This window comes from Streptomyces sp. NPDC058665, assembly GCF_042714995.1.
Lineage (GTDB): Bacteria > Actinomycetota > Actinomycetes > Streptomycetales > Streptomycetaceae > Streptomyces.
In genome coordinates this window covers 106013-123958 of record NZ_JBHXRX010000019.1, presented here as the reverse complement: position 1 = coordinate 123958, position 17946 = coordinate 106013, and the positions used below count along the sequence as shown (strand labels likewise).

General features: G+C 69.3%; 16 protein-coding genes. 9 read left to right on the top strand and 7 right to left on the bottom strand.

The window, feature by feature from the left end; all coding sequences use genetic code 11:
- Positions 1-14: 14 nt before the first annotated feature.
- Positions 15-2759, bottom strand: coding sequence for a pyruvate dehydrogenase (acetyl-transferring), homodimeric type (gene aceE, locus ACFWV8_RS15085; protein WP_384201165.1), 2745 nt, complete (start codon positions 2757-2759; stop codon positions 15-17).
- A gap of 606 nt (positions 2760-3365) precedes the next feature.
- Here aceE and ACFWV8_RS15080 point away from each other — a divergent pair.
- The 6 genes from ACFWV8_RS15080 (at position 3366) to ACFWV8_RS15055 (ending at position 8063) form a co-directional block, all read left to right on the top strand.
- Positions 3366-3803: a DUF3052 domain-containing protein gene (locus tag ACFWV8_RS15080; RefSeq protein WP_164250122.1), complete on the top strand. Its 438-nt coding sequence runs from the start codon at positions 3366-3368 to the stop codon at positions 3801-3803.
- Between the two features lie 175 nt (positions 3804-3978).
- The gene (locus ACFWV8_RS15075; RefSeq protein ID WP_384201162.1) at positions 3979-4485 is read left to right on the top strand and encodes a peroxiredoxin; all 507 of its coding nucleotides are present in this window, start codon (positions 3979-3981) and stop codon (positions 4483-4485) included.
- A 215-nt stretch (positions 4486-4700) separates the two neighbouring features.
- Positions 4701-5276 (top strand): TerD family protein, encoded by a 576-nt coding sequence (locus ACFWV8_RS15070; protein ID WP_189108171.1) that lies wholly within the window; start codon positions 4701-4703, stop codon positions 5274-5276.
- A 158-nt stretch (positions 5277-5434) separates the two neighbouring features.
- Positions 5435-6010, top strand: a complete 576-nt coding sequence (locus tag ACFWV8_RS15065) for a TerD family protein (protein ID WP_329388241.1) — start codon at positions 5435-5437, stop codon at positions 6008-6010.
- Between the two features lie 51 nt (positions 6011-6061).
- Entirely contained in the window at positions 6062-7195 is a 1134-nt protein-coding gene (locus ACFWV8_RS15060; protein WP_329388243.1) for a DUF475 domain-containing protein, read from the top strand.
- A gap of 130 nt (positions 7196-7325) precedes the next feature.
- The gene (locus ACFWV8_RS15055) at positions 7326-8063 is read left to right on the top strand and encodes a Tellurium resistance (protein WP_329388245.1); all 738 of its coding nucleotides are present in this window, start codon (positions 7326-7328) and stop codon (positions 8061-8063) included.
- A 49-nt stretch (positions 8064-8112) separates the two neighbouring features.
- On the opposite strand, the gene ACFWV8_RS15050 is transcribed toward ACFWV8_RS15055, so the two are convergent.
- Positions 8113-9069, bottom strand: a complete 957-nt coding sequence (locus ACFWV8_RS15050; RefSeq protein WP_384201156.1) for a TerD family protein — start codon at positions 9067-9069, stop codon at positions 8113-8115.
- 190 nt (positions 9070-9259) lie between these two features.
- On the opposite strand from ACFWV8_RS15050, the gene ACFWV8_RS15045 reads away from it, so the two are divergent.
- The 3 genes from ACFWV8_RS15045 to ACFWV8_RS15035 all read left to right on the top strand — a co-directional run bounded on the left by ACFWV8_RS15045 (position 9260) and on the right by ACFWV8_RS15035 (position 13895).
- Positions 9260-10423, top strand: coding sequence for an HpcH/HpaI aldolase/citrate lyase family protein (locus tag ACFWV8_RS15045; RefSeq protein ID WP_384201153.1), 1164 nt, complete (start codon positions 9260-9262; stop codon positions 10421-10423).
- A 110-nt stretch (positions 10424-10533) separates the two neighbouring features.
- Complete coding sequence (locus ACFWV8_RS15040; RefSeq protein ID WP_384201150.1) at positions 10534-13065, top strand: phosphoribosyltransferase; 2532 nt, start codon at positions 10534-10536, stop codon at positions 13063-13065.
- Positions 13062-13895 (top strand): HAD family hydrolase, encoded by an 834-nt coding sequence (locus ACFWV8_RS15035; RefSeq protein ID WP_384201147.1) that lies wholly within the window; start codon positions 13062-13064, stop codon positions 13893-13895. The genes ACFWV8_RS15040 and ACFWV8_RS15035 overlap by 4 nt, the downstream gene beginning before the upstream one ends.
- Here ACFWV8_RS15035 and ACFWV8_RS15030 read toward each other — a convergent pair.
- The 5 genes from ACFWV8_RS15030 to ACFWV8_RS15010 all read right to left on the bottom strand — a co-directional run bounded on the left by ACFWV8_RS15030 (position 13864) and on the right by ACFWV8_RS15010 (position 17865).
- Positions 13864-14490, bottom strand: a complete 627-nt coding sequence (locus tag ACFWV8_RS15030) for a DedA family protein (protein ID WP_384201212.1) — start codon at positions 14488-14490, stop codon at positions 13864-13866. The genes ACFWV8_RS15035 and ACFWV8_RS15030 overlap by 32 nt on opposite strands.
- Positions 14491-14584: 94 nt before the next feature.
- Positions 14585-14812, bottom strand: a complete 228-nt coding sequence (locus ACFWV8_RS15025; protein ID WP_329388254.1) for a zinc ribbon domain-containing protein — start codon at positions 14810-14812, stop codon at positions 14585-14587.
- Positions 14813-14821: 9 nt separating this feature from the next.
- Positions 14822-15448: a DUF4383 domain-containing protein gene (locus ACFWV8_RS15020; RefSeq protein WP_384201143.1), complete on the bottom strand. Its 627-nt coding sequence runs from the start codon at positions 15446-15448 to the stop codon at positions 14822-14824.
- A 173-nt stretch (positions 15449-15621) separates the two neighbouring features.
- Positions 15622-16917 carry a hypothetical protein gene (locus ACFWV8_RS15015; protein WP_384201209.1) on the bottom strand — a complete coding sequence of 432 codons (1296 nt, stop codon included), beginning with the start codon at positions 16915-16917 and terminating at the stop codon, positions 15622-15624.
- 144 nt (positions 16918-17061) lie between these two features.
- Positions 17062-17865, bottom strand: a complete 804-nt coding sequence (locus tag ACFWV8_RS15010) for a DUF4097 family beta strand repeat-containing protein (protein WP_384201140.1) — start codon at positions 17863-17865, stop codon at positions 17062-17064.
- Between the last annotated feature and the right edge of the window lie 81 nt (positions 17866-17946).

Here is a 17946-nt window from a genome sequence, read left to right as displayed (position 1 = left end):
TTTCCTGACGCCTGTTACGCGTCGCCGCCCGCCGCGCCCGGGTCCGCCGCCGCCACGTCCAGCAGCTGGTAGCGGTCCACCGCCTGCTTCAGCACCGAGCGGTCCACCTTGCCCTCCCTGGCGAGCTCCGTGAGTACCGTCAGAGCGATCGACTCCGCGTCGATGTGGAAGAACCGGCGGGCCGCGCCACGCGTGTCCGCGAAGCCGAAACCGTCCGCGCCGAGTGACTGGTACGTCCCCGGCACCCAGCGCGAGATCTGGTCCGGCACGGACCGCATCCAGTCCGAGACCGCGATGAACGGGCCCTCGGCGCCGCCGAGTTTGCTCGTCACGTACGGAACCCGCTGCTCCTCCTCCGGGTGGAGCAGGTTGTACCGCTCCACCTCGACGGCCTCACGGCGCAGCTCGTTCCACGACGTCGCCGACCACACGTCCGCGCGCACGTCCCACTGCTCGGCCAGGAGCCGCTGGGCCTCGACGGCCCACGGCACGGCCACGCCGGACGCCATGATCTGCGCGGGGATCGAGCCGCTCTCGCCCTGCTTGAAGCGGTAGACGCCCTTGAGGAGGCCCTCGATGTCCACGTTCTCGGGCTCGGCCGGGTGCTGGATCGGCTCGTTGTAGACCGTCAGGTAGTAGAAGACGTTCGGGTCCTCGCCCGGGTGCGGCTGCCCGTACATCCGGCGCAGCCCGTCCTCCATGATGTGCGCGATCTCGTAACCGAACGCCGGGTCGTAGCTGACACAGCCCGGGTTGGTCGAGGCGAGCAGCTGCGAGTGGCCGTCGGCGTGCTGGAGCCCCTCACCGGTCAGGGTCGTACGCCCGGCGGTCGCGCCCAGTACGAAACCGCGCGCCAGCTGGTCGGCCATCTGCCAGAACTGGTCGCCGGTCCGCTGGAAACCGAACATCGAGTAGAAGACGTACACCGGGATCAGCGGCTCGCCGTGCGTCGCGTACGCCGAACCCGCCGCGATCAGCGACGCCGTACAGCCCGCCTCCGAGATGCCGTCGTGCAGCATCTGCCCGGTCGGCGACTCCTTGTAGGCGAGGAGCAGCTCACGGTCGACCGACTCGTACTGCTGGCCGAGCGGGTTGTAGATCTTCGCGCTCGGGAAGAACGCGTCCATACCGAACGTGCGGTACTCGTCGGGCGCGATCAGCACGAAACGCTTGCCGATCTCCTTGTCCCGCATGAGGTCCTTCAGCACCCGCACGAACGCCATGGTCGTGGCGATCGACTGCTGGCCGGACCCCTTCTTCGCAGCCGCGTACGCCTTATCGCCCGGCAGCTGAAGCGCCTTCGAGCGCACCAGACGGGTCGGTACATAGCCGTCCAGGCTCTTGCGCCGGTCGTGCATGTACTGGATCTCTTCCGAGTCCCTGCCCGGGTGGTAGTACGGCGGCTGCCCGTCCTCCAGCTCGGTGTCGCTGATCGGCAGATGCAGCCGGTCGCGGAAGTGCTTCAGGTCGGCGACCGTCAGCTTCTTCATCTGGTGCGTGGCGTTGCGGCCCTCGAAGTTCGGCCCCAGCGTCCAGCCCTTCACCGTCTGCGCCAGGATCACCGTCGGCTGGCCCTTGTGCGCCTTGGCCGCCGCGTACGCCGCGTACACCTTCTTGTGGTCGTGGCCGCCGCGTCCCAGATGCAGGATCTGCTCGTCCGACATGTTCTCGACCATGGCACGCAGCCGCTGGTCGTCACCGAAGAAGTGCTCGCGGATGTACGCGCCTGTCTCCGTGGCGTACGTCTGGAACTGGCCGTCCGGCGTTGTGTTCAGCCGGTTGACCAGCACACCGTCGCGGTCCTGCGCGAGCAGCGGGTCCCAGGAGCGGTCCCAGACGAGCTTGATCACATTCCAGCCGGCGCCGCGGAACTGCGACTCCAGCTCCTGGATGATCTTGCCGTTGCCGCGCACCGGGCCGTCGAGCCGCTGGAGGTTGCAGTTGACGACGAAGGTCAGATTGTCCAGGCCCTCACGGGCCGCGATCGAGAGCTGGCCCAGCGACTCCGGCTCGTCCATCTCGCCGTCGCCCAGATACGCCCACACATGCGACCTGGAGGTGTCCGCGATGCCGCGGGCCTCCATGTAGCGGTTCATCCGGGCCTGGTAGATCGCGCCCAGCGGGCCGAGTCCCATCGAGACGGTCGGGAACTCCCAGAAGTCCGGCATCAGCCGCGGATGCGGGTAGCTGGACAGCCCGTCCGGGGCCTTCGACTTCTCCTGGCGGAACGCGTCGAGCCGCGCCTCGCTGAGCCGGTCGAGCAGGAAGGCGCGGGCGTAGATGCCCGGGGACGCGTGTCCCTGGAAGAAGATCTGGTCGCCGCCGTCGCCGCGGTCCTTGCCCCGGAAGAAGTGGTTGAAGCCCACGTCGTACAGGGAGGCGGAGGACGCGAAGGTGGCGATATGGCCGCCGACGCCGATCCCCGGGCGCTGCGCGCGGGAGACCATCACCGCGGCGTTCCACCGGGTCGCGTTGAGGATCTTCCGCTCGATCTCCTCGTTGCCGGGGAAGAACGGCTCGTCCTTGGTGGCGATCGTGTTGACGTAGTCGGTGCTGCGCATCTCGGGCACGGCCACGCGCTTCTCGCGCGCGCGCTCGATCAGGCGGAGCATCAGATAGCGGGCGCGCTCACGCCCCCGTTCGTCGACGGCGGCGTCGAGCGAGTCGAGCCACTCCTGGGTCTCCTCCGGATCGAAGTCCGGGACCTGGCTGGGAAGGCCGCCAATGATGATCGGGTTGCGATCGGATCCGGAAGCCACACTTTTCCTTCGCTGTTCGGGTCGTGTCGCGCCCCGCATCCTGGCCGGTCGTCCGACCGGTCACACCATCCATGCGGAACGCGCCTGTGGGTTCTGCTGGTACTGCTGGTACTGCGCTGGTACTGCGCTGGTGCTCGGGGGTGCTTGCCTCTTCTGCCGCCAGGGAACAGGCACGTAAGCGGGCCGTACGGCGCTATCCATCGTGTACCGCGACGACGGAAACGTCACCTCTACCGAGGGGTAACCCGCACACTGCGACGAATTCCGCGCGACAACGTCGCCCGCTTGGTCGTCCACCGTGTTCCGGGTCCGGCCAAACCGGCATCTTACGCCCAAGACGGCAATGCGTTTCGTTCGGTCGTTCGGACCTGATTGGCCTACCGAAGCCGCGTAGGATGACAAAAAGGGAAGAAGTTCTCCCCGGCCATCACGGGCCGTGTCAGCGGGGTGTCAGGAGATGCGGTGAAGCGGCCCGGAACGTACCCGTTTCGGCGGTCTCGGCCGTCGGGTACTTGCGCGATCCGCCCGGCCCGTGTGGACTACGGCCAGCGCCCCGCGTACGCGCGTGGCTGAAGCATTTTCCAAAACATGATCAGGAGGCAATCCGTGAGCGCGACCGCGGACCACGCGGAGGAACGGACCAACGTTGCCGCGAGGCTTGGGTTCGAACCCGGACAGGTGGTCCAGGAGATCGGCTACGACGAGGACGTCGAGCAGGAGCTCCGTGAGTCCATCGAGGCCGTCATCGGCCAGGAGCTCGTCGACGAGGACTACGAGGACGTGGCCGACGCCGTCGTCCTCTGGTTCCGGGACGACGACGGCGACCTGACGGACGCGCTGGTGGACGCCATCGGTCTGATCGACGAAGGCGGGGCGGTCTGGCTGCTGACGCCCAAGACCGGCCGTGACAACTACGTCGAGCCCAGCGACATCAACGAGGCCGCACAGACCGCCGGCCTGGCGCAGACCAAGAGCATCAACGCCGGCAAGGACTGGACCGGCAGCCGACTGGTCACGCCCAAGGCGGCGAAGTCCAAGCGCTGAGAACCGGCGCCGCATCCGAGCGCGAAAGCCGAAGCGGCGGCCGGGCAGACCTGCCTCGCAAGCCTCGCACGCACTGACGGCCCCCGCCGGCACCCCGCCGCCGGGGGCCCTTGCGTAGGGTGGCGGAGTGGTCCGCCGATGGGGGAGCGCGGCCGACGAGGGAGAGAGTGGCGGGATGGGGACTGGGACAGCGGCCGGTACGGGACCGGCGGGGATCGGGGCAGGTGTGCGGGCGCCGGACTTCACCCTGAAGGACAACCACGGGCGGACCGTACGGCTCTCCGACTTCCGGGCCGGGCCCGACGACGACGGCAGGAACGTCGTGCTGGTCTTCTATCCGTTCGCCTTCACCGGCGTCTGCACCGGTGAGCTCGGGGCGCTCCGGGACGAGCTGCCCACCTTCGTCAACGACGACACCCAGCTGCTTGCGGTGTCCACCGACTCCATCCACACCCTGCGGATCTTCGCCGACCAGGAGGGCCTTGAGTACCCGCTGCTGTCGGACTTCTGGCCGCACGGGCAGACCTCGCGGGCATACGGGATCTTCGACGAGGACAAGGGCTGCGCGCTGCGCGGCACCTTCGTCATCGACAGGACGGGCGTGGTGCGCTGGACGGTCGTCAACGACCTGTCGGACGCACGTGACGTAGGCGAGTACGTCAAGGCCCTTGCCGCTCTGTGACGACAACTCGCCATCTGTGATCGCGATCTTTCGGGAAAACCCTTGTGGGAGCGGGGTTGTCCGCTGTAAACCGCACAAGGGGTGGGAACCGGTCACTAGGATCCACTCGTTGATCCGATGCCACATGCACCAGGGGGCGCGCTACGCGCGGTGACGGCCGCCGACACGGCCGGTGCCGGGGCGGCGCCCCTGTGAAACTCATCAAGGGAGGACTCGTGGGAGTCAGCCTCAGCAAGGGCGGCAACGTCTCGCTGACCAAGGCCGCGCCCAACCTGACCGCGGTCACCGTGGGTCTGGGCTGGGACGTCCGCACGACCACCGGTAACGACTTCGACCTCGACGCCAGCGCTCTGCTGACGAACGCCGAGGGCAAGGTCACGAGTGACGGAAACTTCGTCTTCTTCAACAACCTCAAGAGCCCCGACGGCTCGGTCGAGCACACCGGCGACAACCTCACCGGTGAGGGCGAGGGTGACGACGAGGCGATCAAGGTCAACCTCGCCGCGGTCCCCGCGGAGGTCGACAAGATCGTGTTCCCGGTCTCGATCTACGAGGCGGAGAACCGCCAGCAGTCCTTCGGCCAGGTGCGCAACGCGTTCATCCGCGTTGTCAACCAGGCGGACAACAACGAACTGGCTCGGTACGACCTGACCGAGGACGCGTCGACGGAAACGGCGATGGTCTTCGGAGAGCTTTACCGAAATGGCGCCGAGTGGAAGTTCCGCGCCATCGGACAGGGGTATGCCTCTGGCCTGCGTGGCATCGCGCAGGACTTCGGCGTCAACGTCTGAGCCGCTGATCCGTTGTCCGGCGTCGCACATCCGAGTGCGGCGCCGGACGCGCCTCACTGTGCGGGGGGCCCGCCCCCGCACACGCACCACGCACCACGAGCACGGCGTCAGGCGCGCCGTGCCCGGCACCACGTCACCTCGGGGAGGACTCACCAATCATGGGCGTCACACTCGCCAAGGGGGGCAATGTCTCCCTCTCCAAAGCCGCACCGAACCTCACCCAGGTGTTGATCGGTCTCGGCTGGGACGCACGCTCCACCACCGGAGCGGACTTCGACCTCGACGCCAGCGCGCTGCTCTGCCAGTCAGGGCGAGTGCTCGGCGACGAGTGGTTCATCTTCTACAACAACCTCACCAGTCCCGACGGTTCCGTCGAGCACACCGGTGACAACCTGACCGGTGAGGGCGACGGCGACGACGAGTCCCTGCTGGTCAACCTCCCCGCCGTACCCGCCAATGTCGACAAGATCATCTTCCCGGTGTCCATCCATGACGCCGAAGTCCGGGGACAGACCTTCGGCCAGGTCAGCAACGCGTTCATCCGCGTCGTCAACCAGGCGGACGGTCAGGAACTGGCGAGGTACGACCTCACCGAGGACGCCTCGACGGAGACCGCGATGATCTTCGGCGAGCTCTACCGCTATGGGGGCGAGTGGAAGTTCCGTGCGGTGGGACAGGGGTACGCGTCGGGTCTTCGGGGCATCGCTCTAGACTTCGGGGTCAACGTTTCGTAAAGCAGTGCTCTGCGCGGGGGAAAACCCGTTAGATACCAGATGGGGTAGCCAGTGATCCTGAAAACCTTCGGCTGGTCGTTCGCCATTACGGCGCTCGGCCTTGCCTTCGCGGCCTGGCAGTGGGGGTGGGAGGCGTTCGGGATCGTACTGATCCTGTCGATCCTTGAGATCTCCCTGTCGTTCGACAACGCCGTTGTCAATGCAGGGATCTTGAAGAAGATGAATGCCTTCTGGCAGAAGATCTTCCTCACGGTCGGCATCTTGATCGCCGTGTTCGGTATGCGGCTGGTGTTCCCCGTCGCCATTGTGGCGATCAGTGCCAAGGTCGGCCCCATCGAGGCCGTCGAGCTGGCGCTGGACAATCCCGAGAAGTACGAGTCGCTCGTCACCGACGCGCACCCGGCGATCGCCGCCTTCGGTGGCATGTTCCTTTTGATGATCTTCCTGGACTTCATCTTCGAAGAGCGTGACATCAAGTGGCTCGGCTGGCTGGAGCGTCCGCTGGCGAAGCTCGGCAAGGTCGACATGCTGTCGGTCTGCGTCGCGTTGGTCATTCTGCTCATCACCGCGATGACGTTCGCCACGCACGCGCACACCAGTACCGGGTACGCGGACAAATCGGCGACGGTCCTGCTCTCCGGTGTCGCGGGTCTGATCACTTACCTCGTCGTCAACGGGCTCTCCAGCTTCTTCGAGGACAAACTCGAAGAGGAGGAGGAGCGCGAACACGAGGAGGAGGAGAAGGCCAAGGCCGAAGGGAAGCAGGTCTCGGCCATCGGTCTCGCCGGCAAGGCCGCGTTCTTCCTCTTCCTCTACCTCGAAGTCCTGGACGCCTCCTTCTCGTTCGACGGAGTCATCGGCGCCTTCGCCATCACGAACCACATCTTCTGGATGGCGCTCGGCCTCGGTATCGGCGCGATGTACGTCAGGTCGCTCACCGTCTACCTCGTCCGCCAGGGCACGCTCGACGACTACGTCTACCTGGAGCACGGCGCGCACTACGCGATCGGCGCGCTCGCCGGGATCCTGCTCATCACCATCGAGCACGAGATCAGCGAGATCATCACCGGCCTCATCGGTGTGGTGCTGATCGCCGCCTCGTTCTGGTCATCCGTGGTCCGCAACAAGCGAGTTGAGTCCGAAGGTGACGAGGATTCGGAGGACAAGGCAACAGTCGCTGTCTGAGTCCCTCTCCGGGGTGTGACCAGGAGGGGATAGCGGGAACGCTCTGAGCGGGGCGGCCTGAGGCGGAAGCCTTCCGGCCGCCCCGCTGTTCATGTTCTGTACGGCAACGGATGGTGGGGGTGGGGTGGGCATGGCCTTCTGGGACAATCTATGGCGAGGCAAGGCATCGCAGTTCGATTCGGGCAGCGCCTCGACGAACTCGATCGAGCTGACGAAGCGCAATCCGTCGGTCTCGCTCACCAAGCAGGGCGCGGCCACCGGGAACCTGCGGGTCAACCTGTCGTGGCGGATGCGTACTTCGGACATCGAGGGAGGGTCGAGGCAGGGCGGCGGACTGCTGCGGCACCCCTTCAAGTTCTTCAAGCCCGATGTGGTGCAGGCGCACACCCTGGGTGTGGTGAACGTCGACCTGGACATCGGCTGCATGTACGAACTGGCCGACGGCAGCAAGGGAGTTGTGCAGCCGCTCGGCGGATTCTTCGGCAGCCTGAACGAGCCGCCGTACATCAAACTCAGCGGTGACGACCGCTTCGGCGCCCCCTCCGGCGAGACGATATTCATCAACCTCGACCACCGGGAAGAGATCAAGAGGCTGCTGGTCTTTGTCTACATCTACGACCGCACGCCGGCCTTCGACCGGACCCATGCCAACGTCACGCTCTACCCGAGCAACGGCCCACGCGTCGAGATCGAACTGGACGAGCGGGCCCCGCAGGCGCGGTCCTGCGCGGTCTTCTCGATGCAGACCGTGAAGGGCGAACTGGTGGTGCGCCGCGAGGTGAAATTCGTGTACGGCTTCCAGGCGGAGCTGGACCGGTTGTACGGCTGGGGCCTGCAGTGGGGACGGGGCTACAAGACGAAGACCTGAGGCGCCGGCCACCCGCAGCGACGGCCCCGGCCGGCGCTGGTGGCCCGCGCTAGGGCTGGGGACGTACGAACTGCGGCCCCATCGGCGGCAGCCGGAAGCTGGGATCGGGCGCGGGAGCCGCCGCCGCGGCCGGCTGCGGATAGCCGTACGCCGGGGCGGCCTGCGGCAGCGGCGGTGCCTGCGGCGGCTGGGGACCCGGGGCGGGCGCGTGCGGGTAGCCGTAACCGGACTGCGCCGACGCCGGCTGCGGGTAGCCGTAGGCCGGCTGGCCCGACGCGGGCTGCGGATACCCGTAGCCGGGCTGCCCCTGCGGCTGTCCGGGGAACTGCGGCCGGTGCGCGGGCGGTGCCTGCGCGGCGCCGTGCGCCGCGGCGTGGTGAGCGGGCGGGCCGGGCAGCTGCGCGGTCTCCCCCTCCGAGCCCGGCGCCGCGCGGCCGGCCCCGTCGGCCCCTTCCGTCTCGTCGACCGAGATCCCGAAGGCCGTGGCCAGCCCGATCAGACCGGTCGGATAGCCCTGGCCCACGGCCCGGAACTTCCACCGGTTCCCGCGCCGGTAGAGCTCGCCGCAGATGATCGCGGTCTCCTCGCCCGTCTCCGGTCGCACATCGAAGACGGCCAGCGGGTCGCCGTCGGCCTGCCCCGCGTCGTACAGCAGGACCTGAAGGTCCCGTACGTGCTGGAAGCTCGCCCCGTCCGACGACGCCGCGAGCACCACCTGGTCTACGCTCGGATCGAGGGCGGCCAGATCGGCCTCGACGGTGTCGGTCAGTCCCTCGGGCACCTGCTTCTTCGGCAGCCGCCTCACCAGGCCCGACGGGTGACGGGGCTGGTTGTAGAAGACGAAGTCCTCGTCGGAGCGCACCCGCCCCTCAGGGCCCAGCAGGAGCGCGGACGCGTCCACGTCGGGGATCCCCGCCCCCGGGCTCCAGCGCAGCACGGCCCTCACGGCCATGGCATCGAGGGGAACGTTCGAGCCCTTCACCATCGCGTGCGTCATGCCCGTCATCCTGCCTCCCCGCAGGCCGCGCGGACAACGTGGGGGCATGGTGGAGAGGAGCGTGGCGGGCGCGGGACAGGGGCGAGAAGTGGACGAGTTACCTGAAATTCATGCACGGGAGGAACTCTTGACTGCCGTCCATACGTACTATTACCGGCCACATGTCAACGCGACCACCGTGGCAGTACGGGGGAATTAAATGCGTCACTTCGGGCATATTCCGCCCACTGCACGGCAAGCGTTGTTCCATCGCGAGCCCGACGAGTTCACCTCGGCCTCCCCGGCCCACATGCTGTCGACCGCCCTCGGAGCCACCCTCTACAGCCCCGCGACCAGGCCGCGGCTGGCGGACGACGTGGTCAAGATGGCGGGGCGGGGGGTCGTGTCGATGGTGCTGTGCCTGGAGGATTCCATCGACGACTCCGAGGTGGAGTGGGCCGAGGGGAATCTGGTCAGGCAGCTCGCCGACCTCCACGGGCGCGGTGCGGAGCTGCCGCTTCTGTTCGTCCGCGTCCGTGAACCGGACCAGATCCCCGACCTCGTACGCAGGCTCGGCCCCGCGGCCCGGATCCTGTCCGGATTCGTACTGCCGAAGTTCACGGATGAGCGGGGGGTACCGTTTCTTGAGGCACTGATTTCGGCCGAACATGAGAGCGGGCTCCGGCTCTTCGCCATGCCCGTACTGGAGTCGCCCGAGCTGCTGCATCTGGAGACGCGGGCAGACACCCTCGCCGGCATCGCGCGTACGGTCGACAAGTACCGGGACCGGGTGCTGGCGCTGCGGCTCGGCGTCACGGACTTCTGCTCCGCGTACGGGCTCCGCCGCTCGCCCGATATGACCGCGTACGACGTACGCGTCATCTCCGCCGTCATCGCCGACGTGGTGAACGTCCTCGGCCGCTCCGACGGCACCGGCTTCACGATCACCGGCCCGGTCTGGGAGTACTTCCGGGTCCACGAGCGGATGTTCAAGCCGCAGCTGCGCCAGAGCCCCTTCCTCGCGGGACGGGCCGAGGAACTGCGCACGGCGCTCATCGAGCACGACCTCGACGGGCTGCTGCGCGAGATCCAGCTGGACCAGGCCAACGGTCTGGTGGGCAAGACCTGCATTCATCCCTCGCATGTCATGCCCGTGCACGCGCTGTCGGTGGTCAGTCACGAGGAGTTCAGCGACGCCCAGGACATCCTGCGGCCGGAGCGGGGCGGGGGAGGAGTGCTGCGTTCCTCGTACACGAACAAGATGAACGAGGTGAAGCCCCACCGCGCATGGGCAGAACGAACCATGCGGCGCGCCGAGGTGTTCGGCGTCGCGAAGGCGGACATCGGCTTCGTGGAGCTGCTGGCCGCCGGGCTGGTGGCGTGAGCGGGCGGGGCGGCGCGGCGCCGAGGAACGACGGACCGGTCGACGGGCCCGCTGATGGACCGGAAGGGCCGGTCGACGTAGGGACCGAGAAGGCAGAGGAGAACGGCAACGTGACGTGGTCGGGGTCGTGGGTCGCCGAACGGCTCGGCATAGAGCTCGTCGGCGGGGACGAACTGCGTGAGCTGCTGGGCGTGGCCCTGCGGCGCAACCCCAAGCGCGCCCATCTCCTCGTCTCGAACGTCCTCGGCAAACACGTCCCCCAGCGGCCGTCCGTCGTCCACGGCGCCGGTGTCGCCCTCGGCGAACGCGTACGGGACCTGCTGGGCGACGCCGTGGAGGAGACCGTGATCCTCGGTTACGCGGAGACCGCGACCGGTCTCGGACACTCGGTGGCCGACGGGGTGGCGGATGCCCCATATCTGCACTCCACCCGGCGCCCGGTGCCGGGAGTCGCCTCCGCGGGCGGTTTCGAGGAGTCCCACTCGCACGCCACCTCGCATCTGCTGCTGCCGGAGCGGCCCGATCTGCTGGCGGGGGACGGCCCGCTGGTCCTCGTGGACGACGAGTTCTCCACCGGGAACACGGTTCTCAACACGATTCGCGCGCTGCACGCCCGCTATCCGCGCCGGTGGTACGTGATCGTGGCTCTCGTCGACATGCGCTCGGCCGCCGACCAGGGGCGGCTCGCGGAATTCGCCCAGGACATCGGCGCCCGGGTCGACCTGGTGGCGATGGCATCGGGCACGGTCAGCCTCCCGGAGGGCGTCCTGGCACGGGGCCAGGCACTGGTCGCGGAGCACGACTCCGCTCCGGGGACGGCTCAGAGGGCTCCTGACCCGACGGCGGACGCGGCGGACGGCGACGTCGTGCGCGTGCCGCTCGGCTGGCCCGCCGGGCTGCCCGACGGCGGGCGGCACGGCTTCACGCCCGCCCACCGCGCCCGTCTGGAGGCCGCCGCGCCCGGCATGGCCGCCGCGCTCACCCGTGACATCGGCGACGCCCGGCGCGTCCTCGTCCTCGGCTTCGAGGAGCTGATGTACGCGCCCCTGCGCCTCGCACTGGAGCTGGAGCGGTCTCTCCCCAGCACCGAGGTCCGCTACTCGACCACGACGCGCTCGCCCGTACTCGCCGTGGACGACCCCGGCTACGCGATACGCAGCCGCCTCGTCTTCCCGGCCCACGACACCGCGGCCTTCCCGGCCGGCGCCGACGACGGCGCGGGCGACCGGTACGCCTACAACGTGGCCGGCGGTGGCTTCGACGCCGTCGTCGCGGTCGTCGACTCCCTGGGCGACTCCCCGGAGCTGCACGCCCCCGGCGGTCTGCTCGCACAGCTCGCGGCCCATGTCCCGCGTGTCCTGCTCGCCGTCGTTCCCACGTACCTTCCCGCCCTCCCGCCCGCCGACGACCTTCCGTACGCCGCCGCCCTTCCGCACGTCCCCGACCGGCAGGAATCCCCCATGCTGCCCGACCCCCTGCGTGGCCCCGCCTTCTCCTCGTACGCCGCGGACGACGTCGGCTGGCTCCTCCAGGACCTCTCCGACGTGGAACTGGAAGCCCCGACCGAGGAGCGCGAAGAGGCGATCCAGAGCGGCGGCGCGCACTACGCGGAGTCCCTGCCCGTCGAGTACCAGCCGAGCGCCGAGTATCAGGAACTCTTCCGGTCCGCGCTCGCGGCCTCCGCCGCCCGTATAGCCCGCGCGGTCGGCACCGTCACCGAGACCGTGCTGGCCGAGCACCCGCAGCGCTACGCGGACCCCGCCTCGCGAGAAGCCACGCAGGCCCTGCCCGTCCTGGTCTCCCTCGCCCGCGCGGGCACACCCGTGGGTGTCCTGATGCGCCGCTGGGCCCAGCACCGGCACGGCCTGGATCTGCCGCACTACGCCATCTCCATCGTGCGCGGCCGGGGCATCGACACCAACGCCGTCCGCTGGCTCGCGGCCCACCACGACCCGGCCGACATCGTCTTCGTCGACGGCTGGACCGGCAAGGGCGCCATCACCCGCGAACTGGCCGACGCGCTGGCCGAGTTCGGCGACTTCCACCCGGAGATCGCGGTGCTCGCCGACCCCGGCGGCTGCGTGCGGACCTACGGCACCCGTGAGGACTTCCTCATCCCCTCCGCCTGCCTCAACTCCACCGTCTCCGGCCTCATCTCCCGCACCGTCCTGCGCGCCGACCTCGTCGGCCCGTACGACTTCCACGGTGCGAAGCACTACCGCGAACTCGCCGGCGCCGATGTGTCCGGCTACTTCCTGGACGCCGTGGCCGCCCGCTTCGACGATGTCGCCGACGCGGTGGACACCGAGGCCAAGGAACTTCTCTCCACCGACCGGGCACCCACCTGGGAAGGCTGGGCCGCCGTCGAGCGGATCAGTGAGGAGTACGGCATCCACGACGTGAACCTCGTCAAACCCGGCGTCGGCGAGACCACCCGCGTCCTGCTGCGCCGCGTCCCCTGGAAGATCCTCGCCAAGCGCGGCGCGGGAGCCGACCTCGATCATGTCCGGCTGCTCGCCGCGCAGCGCGGCGTACCGGTGGAAGAGGTCGACGGACTGCCCTACACCTGCGTAGGGCTGATCCACCCCCGCTACACGCGCGGCGCCACCGGCGCGGACGGTACGGCGGTGGCGACCTCGTGAACGCGCCCACCCCTTCACCGGCGCTGGTCGCCAGCGACCTCGACCGCACCCTCATCTACTCGGCCGCCGCGCTCCAACTGGCCGTGCCGGACGCCGAGGCCCCGCGTCTGCTCTGCGTCGAGATCTACGAGGGCCGGCCCCTGTCGTACCTGACGGAGACGGCCGCCGGGCTGCTGGAGAACCTCGCGGCCACCTCGGTCTTCGTCCCCACCACGACCCGCACTCGCGAGCAGTACTTCCGCATCCATCTGCCGGGCCCCGCCCCGGAGTTCGCGATCTGCGCCAACGGCGGGCACCTCCTGGTCGACGGCGAGTCCGACCCCGCGTGGCAGACCCAGGTGAAGGAACACCTCGCCGCGAGCTGCGCACCGCTCGCGGAGGTCAGACGACACCTCCTCGCCGCCGCCGACCAAGCGTGGCTGCTCAAGGAGCGCATCGCCGAGGACCTGTTCGCCTACCTCGTGGTCGACCGCGCGCTGCTGCCCGACGGCTGGGTGAAGGAGCTCTCCGAATGGGCGGACGGCCGTGGCTGGACGGTCTCCCTCCAGGGCCGCAAGATCTACGCCGTACCGCGTCCGCTGACCAAGTCCGCCGCGATGCGCGAGGTCGCCCGCCGCACCGGCGCGGCCCTGACCCTCGCGGCCGGCGACTCCCTCCTCGACGCGGACCTGCTGCTCTCCGCGGACCAGGGCTGGCGCCCCGGCCACGGTGAGCTGGCGGACACCGGCTGGAACGCCCCGCACGTGGAGACGCTGACGGAGACGGGGGTGGCGGCGGGGGAGGAGATCCTGCGGCGGCTCACTCGCGCCGCTTCTCGTTCCGGGACCTGATCAGCCGTCTGATCACGAAGGCCACGAGCGCGAGCGCGACGACGCCCAGGACCAGCTGCGAGTACGTGGCGACATGCCCGCTCACCTTTTTCCAGTTCTCGCCGAGCGCGTAACCGGCCATGATGAACGCGGTGTTCCAGATCGCGCTGCCGAGTGCGGTCAGGCCCACGAAGGTGGGCAGCGGCATTCTCTCCACGCCCGCGGGCACGGAGACGAGGCTGCGGAAGACGGGCACCATCCGGCCGAGGAGGACGGCCTTCCTGCCGTGCCGGCCGAACCAGTCATCGGCCCTCTCCAGGTCCCGCCTCTTCACCAGCGGGACCTTGGACGCGAGAGTGACTGTTCTGTCCCGGCCGAGCCACGCGCCCAGCCAGTACAGGACGAGCGCGCCCACGACCGAGCCCGCCGTCGTCCACAGCACCGCCGCGGCCAGATTCAGCTTTCCGGCGCCGGCCGAGAAGCCCGCCAGCGGCAGGATGACCTCGCTGGGCAGCGGAGGGAACACGCTCTCCAGGGCGATCGCCAGTCCCGCGCCCGGGGCTCCGAGCGTGTCCATCAGGGTGTTGACCCACTGCTCGGGGCTGCTCGCGATCATCACTCCCACGTCGGACGGCTCCTCGGGCACGCTGATCGAGGCGGCCTCGCCGGGCGGGGACGGACCGCCTCAGCGCCTGGGCGCGGTCGGAGAGCTACGAGCAGCAGCCCCCACCGCAGCAGCCTCCGCCACCCGCGGAGGGGCCGGGTGCGGCGGCGGCCGGTGAGCCCTTCGCCGAGCCGCCGACCGCGACGGTGGACAGCAGCTTCACCGTGTCCTGGTGGCCGGCGGGGCAGGTGGCCGACGCCGATGACTCGGCCATGGGACGGCTGAGTTCGAAGGTGGTGTCGCAAGGACGGCAGCGGTACTCGTAACGAGGCATGGGGCCAGGTTAGCCGGATGGCCGGTGCCCGCCCTGCCGGTGGGAGGTCACGGCACGGTGGGCGTGGACCGCGCGCTTCCCGGCGGCGTCCCGGGCGCGCCGCTCGTGCTCGACCTGGGTCGGATGGCGGGCCCGCCAGTAGGGATTGTCGTGCGGCAGACTGCCGCTGACTCTCCCGAACATGCCGAAGAACATGAGCAGCACGCCCACCACAAAGCTGAACAGCACGTTCTGGATGCGGAAGGCGAGGGGGTTGAATCCGCTGTCGATCAGCGCGAGATTCACGAAGCCGCTGAGGATGAACAACAGGCCGAGGATCATGTTCAGGGTCGATGCGAAGTTCTTGCCGATCAGCATGCCGACGAAGAGCAGGACGCCGACGCAGATGGACAGGACGCTCAGCGCGCCGTTGGTGTTCAGACCGGCGGTGGTGTGGCTGCCGGTGCCGAAGACACCGATCTGGTTGACCAGCCCGAGGATGCCGAACACGAGCAGCACCAGACCGATCAGTCCCGCGCCGATCCGGTAGACCGTGCTCAGGCGGTGGTCGACGGGCAGATGTTCGTCGAGCCTGACCCGCCGCTTCCGCTTCCGCTGCCCTGTGGGCGGGCGGGAAAGGGTCCCGTGACCGGACATGTGCGGCCCCCTTCAGCCATGCGTGCCGGCGTGCGTGCCGGTGTCCCTGCGTATTTCAAGGATCGGCCCGGCGGGACGAGGGGACAAATCGGGCGGTTGTGGGGGTGGTGGCTGGGTGGACCCGCGTAGGAGCAGGCCGGGCACGCGTACGACGGGACCGGCGTGGGCGCCGCTCAGGCCCCCGCGCCCCGCTCGTCCCGGATCTCGCCGACGACACGGGATGCCGTGTTCCGTACCGCTTCCATCTCCGTCAGGAAGTGCCACCAGTCGGGATGCCGCCCCTCCAGCCCGGCCACCGCCCGGTCCAGCCGCACCACGGCGTCGTCCAGCGGGCGCGCGTGCCGGGGATCGGGCGTGTTGCGGCCGGCCATCGCGAGCCGTTGCGCGTCCCGTACGGCGAACCGCGTCCGGTCGATCTCCTGCTGCGGGTCCTTCGACACGGCGTTGAGCCGCCGCAGCCGGTCACCGGCGGCCGACACGGCCTCGTCAGTGGAGTTCAGCAGCGCCCGTACCGTGCTGAGCAGGGCCGTAGCGTCCGGCCACCGCTGCTCCTCGCGCGCCTTGGCGGCCTCCTTCAGCTTCTCCTCCGCCTGGTGCACGGAGGTCCCCGCCTGCTCGGGCACGGACTGGAGGTCCTGCCAGCAGGCGGCGCTGAACCGGCGCCTCAGCTCGCTCAGAACCGGCTCCACCGTGCCCGCGCGCGTCGTCAGGGCCTGTGCGCGCGTGCGCAGCGACACCAGCCGCCGGTCGATCTCCGCCGCGCGCTCGGGCAGCTGCTCGGCCTCGGCCCGTACGGCCTCGGCGTCCCGCAGCACCCGGTCGGCGCGCTGAATGGTCTCGGCCACGCCGTGCCGGCCGGCGCCCTGGTTGAGCTTGGTCAGCTCCGGGCCGAGCGTGGCCAGCCGCGCGGCGAGGTCGTCGGCGCGCAGACCTGAGCCGCGTACCGCGTCGAGGGCGTTGCTCGCCGCGAGCAGCGTCTGCCGCGCCCGCTCCACGGCGGGCGCCAGCCGCGCGAGCTGGGTCTCCGCCTTGTCGAGCAGCGGGCCGAGCCCGCGCTCGAAGCGGTCGAGTTCGCCCTTGACCCGTACGAGCTCGTCCTTGGCCTTGGTCAGTTCCGTACGGGCCGTCGACGCGACGGACGGTTCCAGGTCGTCCCGGTCCAGGTCGTGCGCGTCGACGGCGCTGATGTAGCCGCTGCTGGCCTCGTCGATCCGCCGTCCCAGCGCCGCGAACTCGTCCGCGACCCGGCGGGCACCCGGCGAGGTGTCCACCGCGGTGATCGTTTCTATCGAGATGCGCAGGTCACGCTGGGCGGTGTCCAGCTCGTAGAAAGCGGCGGCGGCGGCGTCCTTCGCGGCCTGCGCGCCCGCGCGCTGATTCTCGCCGCGCCCGCCGAACCAGCGCCGTGTCCCCCCGCCGGCGAAAGCCCCCGGCAGGGCCGCGACAAGCAAGGGCACCGGCAGCAGCATCAGGGTGAGGACATCACGGCCGCCACCCGCCCTCGCTCGTGCGTGCGGCTGCGCCCGTGTCGTCGCCGTCACATCCCTCTCCCGTGCCGATTACGCCCTGCCCAATTCATTCTCCCACCAGGTAGGGACGAACACACGGGTTGGTTAGTTCGCGCTTCGGACTGTGACTTTGCCGTTGTCGCTGCGGGCCTTCACCATGTGGGCGCTGCTGTCGTCCGTCGGTACGTCCACGTCGACGCGCCCGTTGTCGGTCTTGGCGGTCACGGCGTACGCGGTGCCGGACCCCGGCAGGTCGATGGTGACGGACCCGTTGTCAGTGGAGGTGTCCACGGTGTCCGGTACGGAGGTGAGCTCAAGGCGCACCGCCCCGTTGTCCGACCGGGCGCGCACGGACTTGGACGAGACGCCCTCCGCGGTCACCTTGCCGTTGTCGCTGGACAGATCCAGCTTGCCGCTGGAGTTCCGTACCTCGACCGACCCGTTGTCGGAGCGGAGGTCGAGCTCGGTGTCGAACCCGTCGGCGCGGACCCGGCCGTTGTCGTTCCGCAGCATCACGGCCATGCCGCGCGGCACCTTCACCGTGTGCCGGGACACGCAGTTGTTCACCACCGCCTCGCACTTCAGCTTGAGCGTGAGGGTGCCGTCCTCCAGCTTCCATACGGAGTCGGGCCCCGAACCGAGAAACACCCATCCGTCGACCTGCCGGGTCACCTCGATGTCCTTCACGTCGGCCGGCGCCAGATCGATCGACGAGTTGTCCGCCTCGATGGTCAGCGTCTTCCCGCTGTACGCGAACGACCGCTTCTCCACGGGCGCCTCATCGGCATCGGCGCTCCCGCACCCACCGACGACGACCACGGCGAGCACGGCGCCCCCGGCGACGACGAGGGTGCGGCCACGGCGGGCGGAGCGGTTACGGCGGGTGTCGGGCGTACGGGATGTGTCCACGGCTATCGGTCCCCCAAGACGTTCCTGCGAATGTCCCTCCACGGTACGAATCCCCCCGCCCCCACTCGATCCGGCCGGCCA